15 protein-coding genes are annotated in these 18,285 nt (G+C 72.1%); 8 read left to right on the top strand and 7 right to left on the bottom strand.

Annotation, left to right across the window (positions count from 1 at the left end):
* The first annotated feature begins 39 nt into the window (after nt 1-39).
* The 3 genes from ACW9TB_RS02975 to ACW9TB_RS02965 all read left to right on the top strand — a co-directional run bounded on the left by ACW9TB_RS02975 (nt 40) and on the right by ACW9TB_RS02965 (nt 2,950).
* Nucleotides 40-1,272, top strand: coding sequence for a saccharopine dehydrogenase (locus ACW9TB_RS02975; RefSeq protein WP_472746336.1), 1,233 nt, complete (start codon nt 40-42; stop codon nt 1,270-1,272).
* Nucleotides 1,265-2,422, top strand: coding sequence for a saccharopine dehydrogenase family protein (locus ACW9TB_RS02970; RefSeq protein WP_472746335.1), 1,158 nt, complete (start codon nt 1,265-1,267; stop codon nt 2,420-2,422). Before ACW9TB_RS02975 ends, ACW9TB_RS02970 begins: the two co-directional genes overlap by 8 nt.
* 162 nt (nt 2,423-2,584) lie before the next feature.
* On the top strand, nt 2,585-2,950 hold the full coding sequence (locus tag ACW9TB_RS02965) for an ectoine synthase (protein ID WP_472746334.1): 366 nt from the start codon (nt 2,585-2,587) through the stop codon (nt 2,948-2,950).
* A 55-nt stretch (nt 2,951-3,005) separates the two neighbouring features.
* Here ACW9TB_RS02965 and ACW9TB_RS02960 read toward each other — a convergent pair whose 3' ends face one another.
* Together ACW9TB_RS02960 and ACW9TB_RS02955 are read right to left on the bottom strand one after the other, a co-directional pair.
* Complete coding sequence (locus ACW9TB_RS02960; RefSeq protein WP_472746333.1) at nt 3,006-5,639, bottom strand: ABC transporter permease; 2,634 nt, start codon at nt 5,637-5,639, stop codon at nt 3,006-3,008.
* A complete protein-coding gene (locus tag ACW9TB_RS02955) occupies nt 5,639-6,370 on the bottom strand; it encodes an ABC transporter ATP-binding protein (RefSeq protein ID WP_472746332.1) in 732 nt (243 codons plus the stop codon). The genes ACW9TB_RS02960 and ACW9TB_RS02955 overlap by 1 nt, the downstream gene beginning before the upstream one ends.
* Before the next feature lie 91 nt (nt 6,371-6,461).
* Between ACW9TB_RS02955 and ACW9TB_RS02950 the strand changes: the two genes are divergently transcribed.
* On the top strand, nt 6,462-7,067 hold the full coding sequence (locus tag ACW9TB_RS02950; RefSeq protein ID WP_472746331.1) for a response regulator transcription factor: 606 nt from the start codon (nt 6,462-6,464) through the stop codon (nt 7,065-7,067).
* Here the strand turns inward: ACW9TB_RS02950 and ACW9TB_RS02945 are convergent.
* Nucleotides 6,960-9,200 (bottom strand): sensor histidine kinase, encoded by a 2,241-nt coding sequence (locus ACW9TB_RS02945; protein WP_472746330.1) that lies wholly within the window; start codon nt 9,198-9,200, stop codon nt 6,960-6,962. The genes ACW9TB_RS02950 and ACW9TB_RS02945 overlap by 108 nt on opposite strands.
* A 341-nt stretch (nt 9,201-9,541) precedes the next feature.
* Nucleotides 9,542-10,129: a calcium-binding protein gene (locus tag ACW9TB_RS02940; RefSeq protein WP_472746329.1), complete on the bottom strand. Its 588-nt coding sequence runs from the start codon at nt 10,127-10,129 to the stop codon at nt 9,542-9,544.
* A gap of 453 nt (nt 10,130-10,582) precedes the next feature.
* Here ACW9TB_RS02940 and ACW9TB_RS02935 point away from each other — a divergent pair, with 453 nt between their 5' ends.
* The gene (locus tag ACW9TB_RS02935; RefSeq protein ID WP_472746328.1) at nt 10,583-11,299 is read left to right on the top strand and encodes a YqjF family protein; all 717 of its coding nucleotides are present in this window, start codon (nt 10,583-10,585) and stop codon (nt 11,297-11,299) included.
* Nucleotides 11,300-11,402: 103 nt separating this feature from the next.
* Here ACW9TB_RS02935 and ACW9TB_RS02930 read toward each other — a convergent pair whose 3' ends face one another.
* The 3 genes from ACW9TB_RS02930 to ACW9TB_RS02920 all read right to left on the bottom strand — a co-directional run bounded on the left by ACW9TB_RS02930 (nt 11,403) and on the right by ACW9TB_RS02920 (nt 14,512).
* Nucleotides 11,403-12,623 (bottom strand): cytochrome P450, encoded by a 1,221-nt coding sequence (locus tag ACW9TB_RS02930; protein WP_472746327.1) that lies wholly within the window; start codon nt 12,621-12,623, stop codon nt 11,403-11,405.
* Nucleotides 12,624-12,800: 177 nt separating this feature from the next.
* Nucleotides 12,801-14,192, bottom strand: coding sequence for an NAD(P)/FAD-dependent oxidoreductase (locus tag ACW9TB_RS02925; RefSeq protein ID WP_472746326.1), 1,392 nt, complete (start codon nt 14,190-14,192; stop codon nt 12,801-12,803).
* Nucleotides 14,189-14,512, bottom strand: a complete 324-nt coding sequence (locus ACW9TB_RS02920) for a ferredoxin (RefSeq protein WP_472746325.1) — start codon at nt 14,510-14,512, stop codon at nt 14,189-14,191. Before ACW9TB_RS02920 ends, ACW9TB_RS02925 begins: the two co-directional genes overlap by 4 nt.
* Nucleotides 14,513-15,009: 497 nt before the next feature.
* Here ACW9TB_RS02920 and ACW9TB_RS02915 point away from each other — a divergent pair, with 497 nt between their 5' ends.
* Genes ACW9TB_RS02915 through ACW9TB_RS02905 form a run of 3 tightly spaced genes read left to right on the top strand, consistent with a single transcriptional unit; the run spans nt 15,010 to nt 18,201 of the window.
* Nucleotides 15,010-15,627, top strand: coding sequence for a TetR/AcrR family transcriptional regulator (locus ACW9TB_RS02915; protein WP_472746324.1), 618 nt, complete (start codon nt 15,010-15,012; stop codon nt 15,625-15,627).
* Nucleotides 15,620-16,555: an ABC transporter ATP-binding protein gene (locus ACW9TB_RS02910; RefSeq protein WP_472746323.1), complete on the top strand. Its 936-nt coding sequence runs from the start codon at nt 15,620-15,622 to the stop codon at nt 16,553-16,555. The genes ACW9TB_RS02915 and ACW9TB_RS02910 overlap by 8 nt, the downstream gene beginning before the upstream one ends.
* 8 nt (nt 16,556-16,563) lie before the next feature.
* On the top strand, nt 16,564-18,201 hold the full coding sequence (locus ACW9TB_RS02905) for an ABC transporter permease (RefSeq protein ID WP_472746322.1): 1,638 nt from the start codon (nt 16,564-16,566) through the stop codon (nt 18,199-18,201).
* The last annotated feature ends 84 nt before the right edge of the window (nt 18,202-18,285 follow it).

Here is an 18,285-nt window from a genome sequence, read left to right as displayed (position 1 = left end):
CGTCTTTCATCTGGTGGCGAGTGAGAAGGCGGAGAAGTCATGACGGGCACCACCCACCTGTGGATGCGCCACGAGGAGCATCCGACCGAGGCGCGGGCGCCGATCGCGCCCGCCGACGCCCGGATCCTGACGGCGGACGGGATCGCGGTGACGGTGGAGGACTCCCCGCGCCGGATCTTCCCGACGTCGGACTACGAGGCGGCCGGCTGCCACATCGTCGAGCCGGGCACCTGGCCGGACGCGCCGGACGACCACCACATCATCGGGGTGAAGGAACCGGCGGAGCGGCCGTTCCCGCTGAGACACCGGCACCTGTTCTTCGGCCACGCCTACAGCGGGCAGCAGGGCGCGGGGAGGTTGCTGCGCCGGTTCGCCGAGGGGGGCGGCAGCCTGCTCGATCTTGAGCACGTGACGGACGCCCGCGGGACCCGCGTGGCGGCGTTCGGCTACTGGGCCGGGTACATGGCCGCCACGCTCGCCGTCCTGCACGACGCGAAGCTGCTGGACCCGCCCTTGCGCCCCCTGTCCCGGCACGCACTGGACGCGGCATTGAGACAATCCCGCGATTCCCGATACGCGCTGGACACGGCGTTGGGGCGGCCCGACGAGTCCCGGCACGCGCTGAACGCGGCATCGGGACAGTCCGACGAATCCCGGTACGCGCTGGACATGGCATCGGGGCAGTTCCACGAATCCCGGCAGGCGCTGGACGCGGCGTTAAAGCGGCCCCGTGAGGGAACCCCGACGGCCCTGGTCATCGGAGCGCTCGGCCGGAGCGGGCGCGGGGCGCGGGACGCACTGGCCACGGCCGGTGTCGAGACGACCTGCTGGGACGTCGAGGAGACCCGCGACCTGGACAGGAAGGCCCTCCTCGCCCACGACATCCTGATCAACGCGGTGGCCACGACCGAACCGGCGCCGCCCTTCCTGACGCGCGCCGACCTCGAAGAGCCCGACCGGCGGCTGAGCGTCATCAGTGACGTGACCTGCGACTTCACCTCGGACCGCAACCTCCTGCCCGTCTACGACCGCCCCACCGACTGGCACCGTCCCGTACGGCGCCTGCACGAGGGGCCGCCGCCGGTGGACATCATCGCGATCGACAACCTGCCCTCCCTGGTGCCGCGAGAGGCGAGCGCCGCCTTCTCCGCGGACCTGCTGCCCCACCTGAGGCTGCTGGGCGGCTGGACACCCGTCTGGCAGCGCTGTCTGGAAACGTTCCACGCCGCCGGACGCTCGCCCGCGGCCGTCACGAAGGAGACCGATGTCTGAGCTGATCACCCCCACCGGCCGCGTCCACTGGGTGGGAACCGGCCTGTCGACCGGCAGCGGCCTCGGAATCGTCTGCGACCTCGCCTCCCACACCGTCCTGTGGGGCCGGACCCGGCAGAAGGCCGAGGACTGCCTGGCGCGTCTGGGGCAGAGTGGCCGCGCGGAGACCCGGGCGTTCGACCCGGACGCGCTGGCCGCCGAGCTGATCGCGGGTGACGTCGTCGTCTCGATGCTCCCGGCCGCGCACCACGCCGCTCTGCTGCGGCTCTGCCTGGAGCGCGGCGCGCACTTCGCCGCTTCGAGCTACGTGTCCCCCGAGATCTCCTCGTTGGCGGCCGAGGCGGCTCAGGTCGGCATCGTGGTGCTGACCGAGGCGGGCCTCGACCCCGGCATCGACCACCTGCTCGCCCACCTGCTCGTCGCCCAGGCCAGGGCCGCGACGGGCGACGGCGGGGCGTCGGCCACGTTCACCTCGTACTGCGGCAGCAATCCCGCCGAGCCGAACGAGTTCCGCTACCGGTTCAGCTGGGCGCCGCGAGGCGTGCTGACCGCGCTGCTGACACCGGCCCGCTACGTCGACGAGGGGGAGGAACGGGTCGTGGACCGCCCCTGGGAGGCCGTCCGCGAGCACGCGCTCGGGGGCGAGCGGTTCGAGGTGTACCCCAACCGCGACAGCGTTCCCTTCGTCGAGCAGTACGGCCTCCCCGCCTCCTGGCGGCTGAACACCTTCGTCCGGGGCACCATCCGCCTGGACGGCTGGAGCGACGCGTGGGCCCCCGTCTTCACCGAACTGCGCGAGGGGGACGACGAACGCATCGGCGCCCTGGCGCGAAGGCTCGCTCTCCGCTACCCGACCACGGAGACGGACCACGATCGCGTCCTGCTCTCCGTCGCGCTCGACGTACGAGCGGACGACGGGTCCACCTGGTCGGGTGAGTACGTGCTCGACGTCGAGGGCGACGAGAAGGAGAGCGCGACGCCGCGCCTGGTGTCCGTGGCGCTGGCCTGCGGGATCGGGGACATCCTCGCCGGTCTGACCCCCGCCGGCCTGCACAGGGCCGCCGAGGAGCCGGAGGCGGTACGGCGCTGGCTGGGCTTCCTCGAAGACCACGGCGTCGTCTGCGAGTTCCGGGACCCCCGCCACGGCTGACCACTCCGCGGTCCCGTACGACGCCGTCGACGGCCGACCACCCCGCGAGATCGGTCCGCGGTCTCGTACGACGCCGTCGACGGTCGACCACTCCACGGGGTCCAATCCACGACCCCGCACGACGCTTCGCGCCGAACACCACCGAACCCGGGAGCCGCAAAGATGATATTTCGTGACATCGCCGACATTCTCGGCAGCAAAAGGGATGTCCACAACGAGAACTACCGCAGCACCCGGTTGCTCCTCGCCGAGGACGGGGCGGGCGTCGGCCTCACCGACGTCGTCCTCAACCCGGGGGTCAAGGGCACCTACGGCTACCCCGACCGCACCGAGATCGCCTACTGCGTCGGCGGCGCCGCCACGGTCGTCGACCTGGAGACCGGCGAGGAGCACGCGGTCGTGCCGGGCGTGCTGTGGGTCGCTCCCGCGGGCTCGAAATTCACCCTCGTCGCCACCGAACCCCTCCGGCTCATCTGCGTGTTCGACCCGCCGCTCGAAGGAACGGAGACGGGGATCGTCGACCAGTGACCGGACGGACACCGAGGGCCCCGGAGAGGATCTGGGGCCCGAGGTGGCCGGGGTCTCACTCGCGGGCGCCGATGGTGTCGGCGGGGTGGCCGCGGAGGGCGAGGCGGGCGGGGAGGCCGGTGGCGGCCAGCGCCAGGACCACCGCCCCCGTGACGATCAGGGCGTAGGTGAGCGGAGGGACGTAGGGCAGGGCGGAGCCGGTCATACCGGCGCTGAAGGCGGAAAGGGTGACCAGGGCGGCGGCCGTGCCGAGGAGCACCGAGACGGCGACCACGGACAGGGTCTCCAGACGGAGCATTCGCAGGATCTGACGGCGGGTGGTACCGACGAGGCGGAGCAGGGCGAACTCGCGCGCGCGGTCGGACGTGGCCATGGCGAGGGTGTTGACGACCGCGATGAGCGTGAACGCGATGATCAGTCCCATCGCCACGTAGTTGATCTCGGCACCGGCCTGCTCGCGCTCGGCCACGACGGTCGCCCGGTCCGCCACCGCGACCCCGGGGAAGTCCCGCAAAGCCTTCGCCAGACCGGCGGGCGAGGCCCCGGCGACGAGGACGGTGTCGCTGAGCGGGTTGTCGACGTGGGCGGCCACCAGGCTGTGGGCCAGGGTGAGGTCGCCGAAGCCGAGGTTCCTGCCGTAGGTCGCGACGACCTTCAGCGTGGCGGGCGTGCCGTCGCCGAGCGTGAGCCCGATCCGGTCGCCGAGCTTGAAGCCCAGCTTCTCGCTGACGGCCACGGTGTCCTCGCCCAGGGAGCCGATCGAGCCTGAGCGCCTGCCGAGGTCCATGGTCTTTTCGAGACCGGCGGGGGTGACGGCCTGGGCGCCGTACTTGGCGAGGCCGATCCGTACCGTGGTGTGCAGGACCTCGGTGACCGCGGTGACCCCGGGCACGCGCCGTACGGCCTCGGCCGCGGCGGCGGGCACGTGCGGCCCGAGCACGTGGGCGGCGCGGGTGCCGTCGCGCAGCTGGGTGGCGGCGCCGTGGCCCGTCGTGTCCTGGACGAAGAGGATCGTGCAGGACATGGTCACCATCAGGGTGAGCGGGGTGATGACGGAGGCCAGGCGGCGGGTACCGGTGCGGAGGTTGGCCGCGGCGAGGTAGCCGCCGACGCGGAAGGCGCGGAGCGGAAGGGCCGGTACGGCGAGGAGGACCCGTGCGAGGTCGGGGCCGAGCAGGGCCACGGCGATCGTCCAGATGAGGGCCGTCAGCATCGTGACCGGGGTGGACGCGGCCTCGGACGAGAGCGTGGAGAGCACGATCGTGAGGGTCATGCCACCCGCCACGCAGCCCAGCCCGGCCAGCAGGCGGACCCCGGGCAGACCCGCCGGGCCGAGCGCGGCGTCGCCGAGCGCCTCGACCGGCCTGACGCGTGCCGTACGGCGGGCCGAGACGCGGGCGGCGGCCCAGGCCGCGGCGACGGTGGCCAGTACCGCGACGAGGATCGGGAACGGGCTCACGACCAGCTCCAGGTTGACCGGCATCGCGCCGAGGGCGACGAACCGCGTCCGCAGCCAGAAGGCGAGCCCGACACCGAGGGCGGCACCGGCCACTCCGGCGGGGAGACCGATCAGCAGGGCCTCGTGGTCGATCATCTTCCTGATCTGCGCGGGGGTGGCGGCGACGGCCCGGAGAAGCGCGATCTCGCGAAGGCGTTGCTGGATGGAGAGCGCGAAGGTCCCCACCACCACGATGATCGCGACCAGCAGCGAGGTGCCGCCGAGCGCGCCACCGAGGCTGATCAGCTTGATCCGTGCCCTGTCCGCGTCGAGGAACTCCAGCGGGCCGCGGTCGGCGCCCGTGTAGGCCACGGCGACGGCGCCTCTCACCGCGGCGGGGGTGCCCTCCGCCCCGGCCTGAGCGGCGGGGGTGCCCTCCGCTCCGGCCTGACGCGCGGAGGCGTCCCTGAGCGCGGCGGTGACGTCCACGGCGGGGAAGACGCCGATCGCGCTGACCAGGCCGGGACGAGCGGCCAGGTCACGGGCTTCGGCGGTGGAGAAGAACAGCGTGGGCTGGTTCTCCAGCGCCTGCGCGGTCACGCCGACCACCCGGTAGGCGCGTGGCGCGGTGGTGGACTGGATCGTGACACGGGAGCCCACGCGAAGCCCGGCCGCCGCGTCGGCGACGACCTCGTCACCCGCTTTCGGCGCCCGGCCCTCGGCCAGCACGAAAGGAGTGAGGGCGGCCGACTCCCAGCCGTGCCCCAGGAAGAGGGTCGACGCCGCACGGGTGCCGTCCCCGGAGGCGCCGGAGGCGCCGGAGGCATCGGCGGTACCGGAGGCACCGGCCGACGGGTTTCCGGGATCACCGGGTCCGGGTTCCGCGGCCGTTCCCGGGGACACCCGGGTGACGTACGCGGGGAAGGTCACCTCCGTGACGACCGAGGTCACGCCGGGAATCGCCCGGAGCCTGTCGGCCAGCCCGGCTGCGACCCACGCCCGCTCGGAGATGGGCTTCGCCTTGACCTTGACCTTGTCGTCGGACTTGCGGATCGTCTCCTGGACGTTCTGGTCACCGGCGACGACCACCGGGGTCCCGGCGTAACGGACGGCGGCGATGGTGCCGCGCAGGCCGGTCTCCAGCAGCATGCCGAAGGCGCAGACGAGCGAGGCGGCGCAGAGCAGCGCCAGGAAGGCTCCGGCGAAGGAGGACCTGCGGTGTCGCAGGTTGTGCAGGGCGAAGGAGATCATCAGGCGTACGCCCCCAGCCGGGTCATGCGCTCGGCGACCATGTCGATGGTGGGGGTGGTCACGGAGTCGACGATGCGGCCGTCCGCCAGGAAGAGGACGGTGTCGGCGTAGGAGGCGGCGATCGGGTCGTGGGTGACCATCACCACGGTCTGCCCCAGACCGTCCACCACCTCGCGGAGCAGGGTCAGCACGTCGCGGGCCGTCATCATGTCCAGGGCCCCGGTCGGCTCGTCGCCGAAGACCACCTCGGGCCGGGCCACCAGGGCTCGGGCGATCGCGACCCGCTGTTGCTGCCCGCCGGACAGCTGCGCGGGCCGGTGGTCCGCGCGACCGGCCAGCCCGACCCGCTCGACGAGCGCCCTCAGCCAGGCCCCGTCCGTTCTCACCCCGGCCAGCCGGAGCGGCAGCGTGATGTTCTGCGTCACGGTCAGCGACGGCACCAGGTTGAAGGCCTGGAACACGAACCCGATCCGCTCGCGGCGCAGTTCGGTCAGCTCGGTCTCGTTCATCGTCGACAGCTCCGTGTCGCCGAGCCGTACCGACCCCGAGGTCGGCTTGTCCAGGCCCGCCGCGCAGTGCAGGAACGTGCTCTTGCCCGATCCCGAGGGACCCATCACCGCGGTGAAACTGCCCTTCGGAATGCCGGTCGTCACCTCGCGGAGGGCGGCCACCGCGCTCTCACCCCTGCCGTACACCTTGCTCACAGCGTTCAGACGCACCACGTTGTTCATGGGTACGAGTCTTCTGATCACGCGATCGTCGGCCCAGAGACGCCCTCACCTGTGAACCATGACCTCATCATGAACTGGTACATATGACCACATGCTCAAGGTTCTCCTCGCCGAAGATCAGCACGTGGTCCGGGGTGCGCTCGTCGCGTTGCTGGAGCTGGAGTCCGATCTCGTCGTGGTCTCCGCGGTCGGTTCCGGAGACCAGGTTCTCCCGGCGGCGCTCGCACATCGCCCGGACGTCGCGGTACTCGACATCGACATGCCCGTCATGGACGGCCTGGCCGCCGCGGCCGTGCTCCGCGAGCGGCTGCCAGAGTGCGGGGTGCTGCTGCTGACCGGGAACGGAAGGCCCGGACACCTGCGCCAGGCCCTGGCCGCCGGGGTCAGCGGCTTCCTGCTCAAGACCGCCCCGCCCGAGGAGCTGATCGACGCCGTCCGCGCGGTCGCCGCCGGGCGGCGGGTGCTGGACCCGAAGCTCGCCGTCACCGCCTGGGACCTCGCGGACAACCCGCTCACCCCCCGCGACACCGACGTGCTCCGGCTCGTCGCGGAGGGCGCCGACGCGCCCGAGGTCGCCTCCAGGCTTCACCTAACCCCGGGAACAGTCCGCAACTACCTCACGGCGATCGTGGCCAAGCTCAACGCCCGCAACCGTACCGACGCGGTCCGCATCGCCACCGAGGCGGGCTGGATCTAGTACGGCGCGCACCTCGAACCAGCCGTCATCGGTACGGGTCGTGAGCCTGCCGTCGAGGGCCGCGAGACGGGTGGTCAGGTTGCCGATCCCGGAACCCGGCTTCTTCCATACGGCGGGCGCCCCGTCGTTGACCACGCTGAGCCCCTCGGGCGTGGTCCTGATGACGCAGTGCCTGGCGGAGCTGTGGCGCAGGATGTTGGTCACGGCCTCGCGGAGTACGGCGCTCAGGACGGTGGCCGTCCGCGGCGGCAGGCGGCCGTGGGAGAGGTCGAGCTCCGTCTCGATCCCGGCGGCGGCCAGCACCGACCTGGCCGACTCCGCCTCGGCCTCAAGGGACATCTCCCGCCCGTCCCCCGACACGCCGCGCATGTCGGCCAGCGCCCGCTCGGCCATGTCGACGACGTCGGCCAGCTCTGCCCTGGCCCGATCCGGGTCCCTGTCGGCGAGGCGGCGGGCGAGCTCGCACTTGAGGAGGATCGCGGCGAGGCTGTGGCCGAGGAGATCGTGCAGGTCCCTGGCGGTCCGGAGCCTCTCCTGGACGACGGCCGCGCTCGCCAGCCGCTCCCTGGCGGTCTGGAGCTCCTTGACCAGCCGGGCCAGCGTGCCCAGGCCGTACACGACCAGCCCGGTCACCAGCGTGCTGATCGTGAGGTTGACGACCACCGCGGGATCGAGGCCCGTGGCCACACCGATCCCCGCCACACTGCCCATCACCCCCGCGACCAGCGGCCACGCCGCCACCGGCGGGAGGGCCAGCAGCAGCGGCCCGGCCAGGAAACCCGCCACCACCAGCCAGCCCGGCCCGAATTCGAGGATGGGCAGGTAGGTGAGCACGGCCATCGCCAGCAGGTTCCACGGATGGCGCCCTCGTACCGACCTGAGGTGCAGGAAGATGATCACACCCAGGCACGCCACGACCGGAACCGGCGCCTCCGCGGGCAACCGCAACAGCGCCTTCACGGAGAACCCCGCCAGCACGGCCACCAGCAGTCCCACCGACAACCGGTACGCCGAGTCCGGGTTGCCCGCCGTGCTGAGCCGCCCGATCCCGAGGCGCCTGACGTTGAGACGTCCGGGCCCGCTGTTGCCCGCCTTGTCCGGTTCGTCCGCCGCCGGGCCTGCCACGCCGATCGGCGCCGGGCGGGCGGGCGGGGTTTTGGGGACGCGGGCGTCGATGGTGAGACGGCCGTCGGGGGCGAGGTCGAGGACGAGGGTCCCACGGGCGGAGACGATGCGGGCCTGGGCCTCGGCAAGGGCGTCGGCGGCCTGGGCGGCGGTGCGAGGGGCGTCGTGGGTGACGCGGAGCCGTACGGAATCCTCGGATTCCGAGGTCTCGATGAGGCAGTGGCGGACGGTGCCGTGCCGTACGGCGTCGGAGACCGCGTCGCGGAGGGCCGCGGCGAGGAGGGCGCCGGTGGGACCGAGGGGCTCGGTGTGGCCGACGCGGACCTCGGTCTCGACCCCGGCCGCGAGCAGGAGGGCGCGGGCGGAGGCGGTGTCGGGGGCCAGGGAGAGGGATCGGTAGTCGACGGCGGCGGAACGGGCGTCGGCCAGGGCCTGCCGGGTGACGGCCAGGACTTCGCCGAGCATCTCCGGCCTTTCCGGGTCGAGCCCTCCGATCACCGCCAGACTCCGGCCGACACCGGCGTTCAGCTCGGCGGCGATCAGCAGCCGCTCCTCGGCGACGGCCGCCATGGCCAGCCCAAGTCGTGCCGCGAACAGCTCGTCCACCAGCTCGACCATCCGGGCCAGCCCGTAGACGATCAGGGCGACCAGCAGCGTGGTGATCGTGGCGTCCGCTGACATCGAGATGACCGCCGCGCCCGCCACGACGAGCGCCGCCACGGGCCAGGCGGCGGTCAGCAGCAGCGACCCGGCCACGAAGCCGAGCATCCCCACCGACATCCCGAGGCCGAGCACACCCAGACATCCCAGGCCGGCCTGCGCGGCGAGCAGCCACCAGGGCCGCTCGCCCGGCAGGACACAGACGACCTGAATCAGGAAGGCGGCCACCGCGATCAGCACCGGGACGGGCGCGGGCAACTCCGCGAGCGCGTAGACACTGGCGAAGCCGCCGAGGACGGCGATGACCACCACTCGGGCAAGGCGCGGAACCAGGTCAATGCGATCCATATACCGACATCTTCCCAGTAGCGGCCGATAAGTTGCCAAACCCATGCTCAGAGGCACAATTACCACCCACGAGAACGGCCCGCGCGGCTCCGGGACCCCCGCCCGGCCAGGCACCGCGACGGCAGCCGCCACCGGGAGGTGTGCGAGGGCGTACGGACGCGATGTCTGTCACCGGGAGGTATGCGAGGGGCGTACGGACGGAGGTATGCGGGAGGGGTGTAGGGACGCGGTGTCTGTCACCGGGAAGCCTGCGGGGGGCGTACGGACGCGGTGTCTGTTACCGGGAGGTACGCGGGAGGGGCGTACGGACGTGGCGCCCGTACGCCCCGGTGCTCGGAACGTCAGCTTTCGCAGGACTCCTTCATCTCGGCGGTGCAGGCGTCCCTGCCCGCGCCGCCGACGATGGAGTCGGGACCCGCGTTGCCCTGGAGGACGTCGTCGCCGTCGTTCCCGTGGATGGTGTCGCCGCCGGTCTGGCCGGAGACGGTGTCGGAGGCCGAGCCCCCGGAGAAGGCGTCCTTGCCGGAGCCCAGGAAGGCCCGCATGGGCAGGGCCGTGTTGTTGCGCAGGGTGTCGGCGCCGCCCTGGAGGCTGACCTGGATGCCGGTGATCCCGGTGGAGGGGCAGCGGACCATGTTGTCGTCGACGTTCTGGCAGGTCCCCGTGGTGGAGAGTGTGTCGCCGGAGTTCCTGACGACGAGCGAACCGTCGACGTCGACATCGACGCTGATGTTGTCGGCCAGGTCTCCCGCGTTGACGGACAGCAGGCTCCCGGTCACGATCACGTTGGTACCGGCCAGCGCGGGTCCGGCGAAGGCCAGCTGCGGGGTGACCACCAGGATCCCCGCCGCCAGCGCCCGCAGCCCGGTCCGGCGGATCACGCCCGGCCGCGACGGCTCCCGTTTCGTGACGTTCCTCCGTGTACGCATGAATCCCCCGTGTGTTCGGCTGCCGGTCACTTCCGACGGTGACCGGTCGACGGGCTCCTGTGCCCGGGACGATTACACCCGTGACCACCCGTGAGCCCGCGTCGCTGCGCGCACGGTTTTACGGAGAGTTCTGAAAGCTAGACCGTCCCTGTGGCGGGGACGCTCCGGCGAGGTGCCTCCGAGGAACGCGATACCGGGACGAACTCAAGAAACCCAACATCAAGCGCGAAGCAGGACCGACCAGCCCGGCCCGGCCTGGTCCCAAACGGATCGCGTGGGGTGTCGCGCGGGACGACACCCGGCGCCACGGCCAAGATGAATGGTCAAGACAAGTGGCAAACGCCACCACCCGGGCACCACCCAAGCACCACCACCCAAACGCCACCACCATCCGAGCGTCACCACCCGGGCACCACTACTACCCAAGCACCACCACCCGAGAAGGAGCGGATCATGCAGGCTCCGCCGTCCCCGCACCTGACCCACCCGGTCATGTACCACCGCTGGTCCGAGATGACCTTCATGCACTGGCGGTACCCACCCGCCGAGATCCAGCGGCTGCTGCCCCCCGGGCTCACGGTCGAGACCTTCGACGGCGCGGCCTGGGTCGGCCTCACCACCTTCCTGATGGAGGACGTGCGGGCACCGGGCGTGCCCGCCCTGCCGTGGTTGTCGCGGTTTCCCGAGACGAATGTGCGCACGTACGTACGGGACGAGCAGGGGCGTGACGGTGTCTGGTTCCTGTCGCTGGACGCCGGGCGCCTGCTCGCGGTGCTCGGCGCGCGGGCCGGGTACGGGTTGCCCTACTTCTGGTCCCGCATGGCCGTCAGCGCCGTCGGCGAGCGGCGCGGCTACCGCTGCCGACGGCGCCTGCCGGGACCCGTGGGCGCGCGGTGCGACGCGGTCGTGGAGGTCGGCCCGCCGTTCGCGGAGCGGGAGCGCGACGAGCTGGCGCACTTCCTGACCGCGCGCTACCGGTTGTTCACCACGTTCGCGGGCAGGACGGTCACCGCCCAGATCGAGCATCCCGACTGGCCGTTGCGCCACGCCCGGCTGGTCCGCCTGGACCAGGACCTGCTCCAGGCGGGAGGGCTCGACGCCCCGGACCACGCTCCCGTGCTGCACGGCTCACCCGGGGTGCCGGTACGGATCGGGAGGTGGACCCAGTGACACGCGAGCCCTGTTGGGAGGCTGAACCCGGTGACGCGTGAGCCTTACCGGGAGGTGGACCCGGTGACACGCGAGCCCTCCCTCCCGGCCAGGGTTCGTACCGTCACTCCTGCCTGACGAGGAGATGGCGCGGGCCGCGCAGGACCGCGCTCTGCCGGTACGGGGGTGGGTCGGCGACGAGCCGGGGACTCTCCAGGTTGCGGACGAGCTCGTTCAGCGCGATCTGTGTCTCCAGCCGGGCCAGCGGAGCGCCGAAGCACATGTGGACGCCTCCGCCGAAGCCGAGGTGCTGGTTGTCCCGCCGGTCGGGATCGAACCGGTCGGGGTCGCGGAAATAGGCGGGATCGCGGTTGCCTGAGGCGAGCACGAGCGTGATCCGCGAGCCCTTCGGGATGACGGTGCCCGCGACGGTGAGGTCGCTGTACGCGGCCCGCCAGAGGATGAGCTGCACCGGAGGCTCGTAGCGCAGCAGTTCCTCGACCGTCCGAATGATCATCCCGGGGTCGCGGCGCAGGCGTTCCAGCACGTCGGGATGGCGCAGCAACGTCAGCGCGCCGTTGGAGATCAGGTTGACGGTCGTCTCGTGGCCCGCGATGAGCAGCAGGTTGGCGGTGCTGACGATCTCCTCGTCCGTCATGCGCCCGTCGGGCCCGTCGTCGTTGGCCAGCTGGGACAGCAGGTCGTCGCCCGGCGGCCGGCCCCGGCGGCTCTCCAGAAGCTCGGCGAGGTATGTCCTGAGGTCCTCGCGGGCACGTACGCCCTCCCGCAGGCGTTCCTCGGGGTCGATCGCGGGGTCGAAGCCGAGCAGCGCGACGATCGCCTCGACCCACCCGTGGAATCTCGGCTCGTCCTCGCGGGGTACGCCGAGCAGGTGGCAGATCACCGTGACGGGGAAGGGGTAGGCGAAGTCGTCGACGATGTCGATCTCGTCCTTGCTCACCAGGTTGTCGATCAGGTTCGTGACGATGGCGGTCAGGTCGGGGCGCATGCCGTCGATCAGCGTGGGCGAGTGCGGGGGGCCGAAGTAGCGCATCGCCATGCGGCGCAGCCGGTCGTGTCGCGGCGGGTCGAGGCCGATGAACGCCGGTGAGTCCCCGCGCAGGGCGAGGGCGGGCCCCGGGTGGTCCAGATTGTCCGTGTCGGAACTGACGTGCGGGTTGTGCAGCAGCGAGGTGATCTCCCGGTAGGTGCTGACGATGTAGCCGCCGTCCTCCTGCCGGGCCACCGGGGTCCTGCGCAACTCGGCGTAGAGCGGGTACGGATCGGCCCGGCTGGAGTGGTCGAGGATTCGCTGGAAGGTGCTGGACGCCTGGGTAACTGTCATAGCCGCTTCTCCTAGGGTGTCGCCGGTCCCGGCCCGACAAGCCAGCCGCCCGGCCCCCGGCCGGACAGCTCAGCCGCCCGACCCCGGCCGGACAGGTCAACCGCCCGACCAGGGCCGAACAGGTCAACCGCCCGGCCCCGGTCGGGCAGGGCCCTGGTCGGGCAAGGGCCGGACAGCTCAGCCGCCCGGCCGTGCGAACGCCACGCGCCGCTCGTTCGGCTCGTGGCCGGTGACCACCACCGTGGCTCCGCGAGTGATGATCACCGGGTCCGGGAAGTGGGCGGGCACGGGCTTCATGCCGGAGGGCTGGTCGGGGGTGGGGCAGGTGGGCGGGAAGGGCGCCGCCGCCTCGATCAGATGCCGGTAGTGGTCGAGCCACTTGGCGTTGTCGAAGCTGACCGCCGCGGTGACCCGGCCTCGGTAGCCGTACGTGGCGACGAAACGGTGCTCCTCCACCGACCCCTGCGTCACGACGACCTCGTCCGACAGGACCGGGACCCCGACGGACTTGATGTTGACGCCGAACTGCGTCGACCAGAACGCCGGCATGGACAGGTGCGGCCAGCGGTCGGTCGGGGAACTGACCATGTTGTGGGCCGCGACCTGGGCCTGTTCCACCGCGTTGGCCCAGTGCTCCAGCGACAGGAACCGGTACTCGTAGACCGGGTGCGGGCAGCGTGCCACGTCCCCGGCGACGAAGACGTCGTCGGTGACCAGGCCGTTGACGTCGAACGCCCGGCAGCCCGAGTCGCAGGCCACGCCCCAGACACCGGCGGCCAGCCCCGAGTCCCGCAGCCACTCGGTGTTGCGTATGCCGCCGAGCGCGACCACCACCACGTCGGCGTCGACCGTGCCGCCGTCGGAGAAGTGGGCGCGGCGCACCCGCCCCCGCTCGTCCCCCTCCAGCCGGGTGACCTTGACGCCGCAGCGCAGGTCGACGCCGTGGGCGCGCTGGAGGTTCGCGGCGATCGAGCCGATCATGCTGCCGAGCGCTCCCACCAGGGGTGCCTCGGCGACCTCGGCGACGGTCACCGGTATGTCGCGCTCGCGGCACACCGAGGCGATCTCGGAACCGGCGAAACCGGCCCCGATGACGAGCACCCGGCCGGGCCCGGCGGCCAGCCGCTCCCACAGGCGGCCCGAGTCGTCGCGCGTGCGGACCACGAACACGCCGTCCAGGGCGGCCTCGGCCTCGTCGGCCCAGGGCCTGGCGCGCACACCGGTGGCGATCAGCAACCTGTCGAAGGGGACCTCCCGCCCGTCCGCGAGCTCCACCCGCTTGCCCGCGAGGTCCAGCCCGGAGGCGGGTACGCCGAGCAGCCACTCCGCGTCGATCTCGCGACGCCGGGGCAGCGCGGTGCCGTCCGCGGGTACCCAGCCGGTCAGGACCTGCTTGGACAGCGGGGGCCGGTCGTAGGGTTCGCACGCCTCGTCCCCGACGAGGGTGAGCGACCCGGTGAAGCCCTCGTCACGGAGCGCCTCCGCGGCCCGCAGTCCCGCGAGGGAGGCGCCGACGACGACGATGCGGCCGTCGCGCCTGAACATCTCCCTGCTCTGCTCGCTGGTCACACCGCTCCCGTTCCGGTGGCGGCCGTCCCGCCGGTCGCCGCTCCGCCCGCAGCCGCAGCCGTCGCTGTTTCAGTTCCGGCCGTCGCCGTTCCGTTGGCCGTCGCGGGCGGAGGCCCGGCCGCGTCCAGGTCCAGCCGGTCGACGAGGATCGCCTGGACCGGGCAGGCGGCCACCGCGCGCAGGACCTGGTCCCGCTGCGCCTCGTCCGGGCTGGAGTGGAACATGAGCGCCTCCTCGCCATGCATCCGGAACGTGTCCGGAGCCAGAAAGGCGCACTGCGCGTATCCCTGGCACCGCGCCAGATCGACGACAACCCTCATACGGACCATCCCTTCCGAACCTGCGTACGGCTGAGCGAGACGGAGAGAACCGGGACGGCGGGGTCGATCTCGGTGTCGTCCCGGCGGGTGTGACCGGCGGACGCCTCCGCGTACCGCCGGGGCGCCGAGGATTCCGAACGTTCCCGAAGCCCCGGAAGGTTCGGGGAGACGCTGTACGGGGTGTCGAGGGCACTCCCGAGGCGAGAACAGCGTCCCCGGACGTCCCCAGCCCGACAGATGATGTCCCTGAGCGTCCCTCGGTGTCCCCGAACAACCCGCAGACGGACATCGCAGCTGTCTTCCCATGACATCACCCAATAAGGCGCTGACCTGCTCAAACAAGCGTATCGCGGACATCTGGCCGGTACGTCGATCATCCGTCAGATGACGGTCAAGGATTACGCGCGGAGGCGGGCGGCCCGGTGACGGGAAGATGACCCACGACGTCTTCCTATACAGCTGACTTTTTGGCAAGTCATGTGTATAGGATGCCGTACATGAGACCAGTTGAAGACCTGACCGCTCGGGCGCGGATCAGGGACGCCGCGCTCGCGCACTTCGCCGAGCACGGGATCCGGGGGGCCACCCTGCGGGCCATCGCCGAGAGGGCGGGGGTGTCGCTCGGCCTCGTGCAGCACCACTTCGGATCGAAGGACGGCCTGCGCGAGGCCTGTGACGCCTACGTGCTGGAGTTCGTCAAGCTGAACGTTCACGAGGCACTGGACGAGCACCGGCTGGACGAGCCGGAGTTCATCTCCGACGTCTACCGGGCGGGACCGCCCGTCATGCTCTACCTGTCGCGGGCGCTGGCGGACGGCTCGCCGGGTGCCGCCGTGCTGTTCGACGACATGGTGGCGCTGACCGAGCGGTTCCTCGGCGACCGGCCGGACGTCCGGGCCCAGGCGGCGGTCTTCACCGCGATGAAGCTGGGCGTCCACGTGCTGCACGCGCACGTCGCCCGCGCGATGGGCGCCGACCCCATGTCCGCCGAGGGCGCCCCCCGGGTCAGCGCCGCGATGCTGGAGATCGTCTCCCCGTCGTTCACGGGTGCGGAGCTGGCGGACCAGGCCCGTGACGGGCTGGACCGTTACCGAAAGGAGCAGGGCGATGACTGACGCCGTACGCGCCGAGGGCCTGGTGAAGTCCTTCGGCAGGACCCGCGCCCTCGACGGCCTCGACCTGTCGGTACGGACCGGGGAGGTCCACGGTTTCCTCGGCCCGAACGGGGCGGGAAAGACCACGACACTGCGCGTCCTGCTGGGCCTGATGAGGGCCGACTCCGGCTCCGCCCGGCTGCTCGGCGGCGACCCCTGGCGCGACGCCGTCGAGCTGCACCGCCGCCTCGCGTACGTGCCGGGCGACGTCGCGCTGTGGCCCAACCTGTCGGGGGGCGAGGTGATCGACCTGCTCGGCCGCCTGCCGGGCGGGTTCGACGCCGCGCGCCGGGCACACCTGCTGGAACGCTTCGACCTCGACCCGACGAAGCGGTGCCGCGCCTACTCCAAGGGAAACCGGCAGAAGGTCGCGCTGATCGCCGCCCTGTCGTCGAACGCGGAACTGCTGCTGCTCGACGAGCCCACCGCGGGCCTCGATCCACTCATGGAGGCCGTCTTCCAGCGGTGTGTCGAGGAGGAGCGCCTGCGCGGGCGCACGGTCCTGCTCTCCAGCCACATCCTGGCCGAGGTCGAGGCGCTGTGCGACCGCGTGACGATCATCCGGGACGGCCGGGCCGTGGAGAGCGGCACCCTCGCCGAACTCCGCCACCTCACGCGTACCTCCGTCTCCGCCGAGCTGGCGGGCCCGCCCGTCGGCCTCGACGGCCTGCCGGGCGTCCACGATCTCCGTATCGACGGCACCGGCGTGCGCTGCGACGTGGACACCGCCGAGCTGGACGGGCTCCTGCGGCGGTTCGTCGAGATCGGGGTACGCGGGCTGACCAGCCGCCCGCCCACCCTGGAGGAGCTCTTCCTGCGCCACTACGAGGTGACGGCCGGAGCGGCGTCCGGAAAGGAAACGGCCGACTCGCCGGGGTCGGCGCGATGAGCATCACGATGGATAGCCGGTTCACCGGGACCGGCACCCCGGCACCGATGAGCGACGAGGTCGCCGGGACCGGCGCGCTGGTCCGGCTCATCCTGCGCCGCGACCGCCTCCTGCTGCCCATCTGGGTCGTGACGGTGCCGCTGATCGTCCTCGCGATGGCCGCGGGGGTCGCCGACCTCTACCCCACCCAGGAGGCGCTGCGCCAGTACGCCGAGATCGCGACGCTGAACCCGGCCCAGCGGGCGCTGCGCGGACCGATCTACGCGGCGACCGCGGGCGGGATCACCGCCTGGAGCGCGGGCATGTCGAGCGCGATACTGACCGGTGTCGCGAACATCCTGCTGGTGATCAGGCACACCCGCGCCGAGGAGGAGACCGGGCGCCGCGAGCTGCTCGGCTCGACCGTCGTCGGGCGGCACGCGCCGCTGGCCGCGGCACTGGCGGTGACGTTCTCGGCCAACCTGCTGGCCGCGGCGCTCATGATCGTCGCGCTCGTGTCCACGGGGCTTCCCCCGGCGGGGGCGGCGCTCCTCGGCCTGTCGACGGCGGGTTTCGGCTGGGTCTCCGCCGGATCGGCGGCCGTGGCCGCCCAGCTCACCCGGGGCGCCTCCGCCGCCCGGGGCATCGCCTTCGCCGCGCTGGGCCTGGCGTTCCTCGTCCGGGCCATGGGCGACCTTCTCTCCCCGGCCCCCGGGAACCGTACGGCGGGCGGGATGGAGTGGCTGTCGTGGCTGTCCCCGCTCGGCTGGGTCAGGTTCACCCGCGCCTTCGGCGGTGAGCGCTGGTGGGTCCTGCTGCTCCCGGCCGTACTGGCCGTGCTCCTGGCCGGTACGGCCTACGCCCTGTCCGCCCGCCGCGACCTCGCCGCGGGCCTGCTGCCCTCCCGCCCGGGACCCGCCGTCGCGGCACCCGGCCTGCGCGGCGCCCTCTCCATCGCCTGGCGGGTGAACCGGGGCACCCTGCTGGCCTGGACGGCCGGTTGCGCGGTGCTCGGAGCCGCGTTCGGCGGGGGTGCGCAGGGCGCCCAGGACCAGTTCGGCGACCTCTTCCCCGGGGTGAACGGGATGAGCGCCCTGCTCACCTTCTCCACCATGGTGTTCAGCCAGGTGATCGCCTGCTACGCGATCCTGACCATGCTCCGCCCGCAGGCCGAGGAGCGCGGCGGCCTGGCCGAGGTCATCCTGGCCACGGCGGTCGGCAGGGTCCGCTGGGTGGGCGCCCATCTCCTCTTCGCCCTCGCGGGACCGGCGCTCATGCTGTCCGCACTCGGCCTGGCCGCGGGTCTCGCGTACGGCCTGGGCGCGGGCGACGTCGCGGGCGAGTTTCCCCGCATCCTCGGTGCCACGCTGCTCTGGATCCCCGCCGTCTGGGTCCTCACCGGGATCACCCTCGCCCTGTACGGCCTGCTGCCGCGCCTGGCCGCCGCCGTCAGCTGGACGTTCCTGGCGGCGTTCCTGCTGCTGGAGCTGGCCGTGGAGTTCGGTCAGGCCTCCGCCGACGTCATGATCTTCTCCCCGTTCGCCCACATCCCCAAGGTCCTTCTCGGCGTCGGGTTCTCCCCGGTGCCCCTGCTGGCACTGTCCGCCCTCGCCGCCCTGCTCGCCGTCGCCGGGCTGCTCGGCCTCCGGCGCCGCGACATCACCTGACGGACTTTCGTGGCCCGCCGCCGGTGGGCCACGGAGGCGACCGGGCTCGCGACCCGCGTTTCCCGGAAGAACCTCCCGGAACCT

The organism is Streptosporangium sp. H13245, assembly GCF_055690525.1.
The sequence above is the reverse complement of the archived record's forward strand: the minus strand, read 5'-3'. Positions and strand labels throughout refer to the sequence as shown.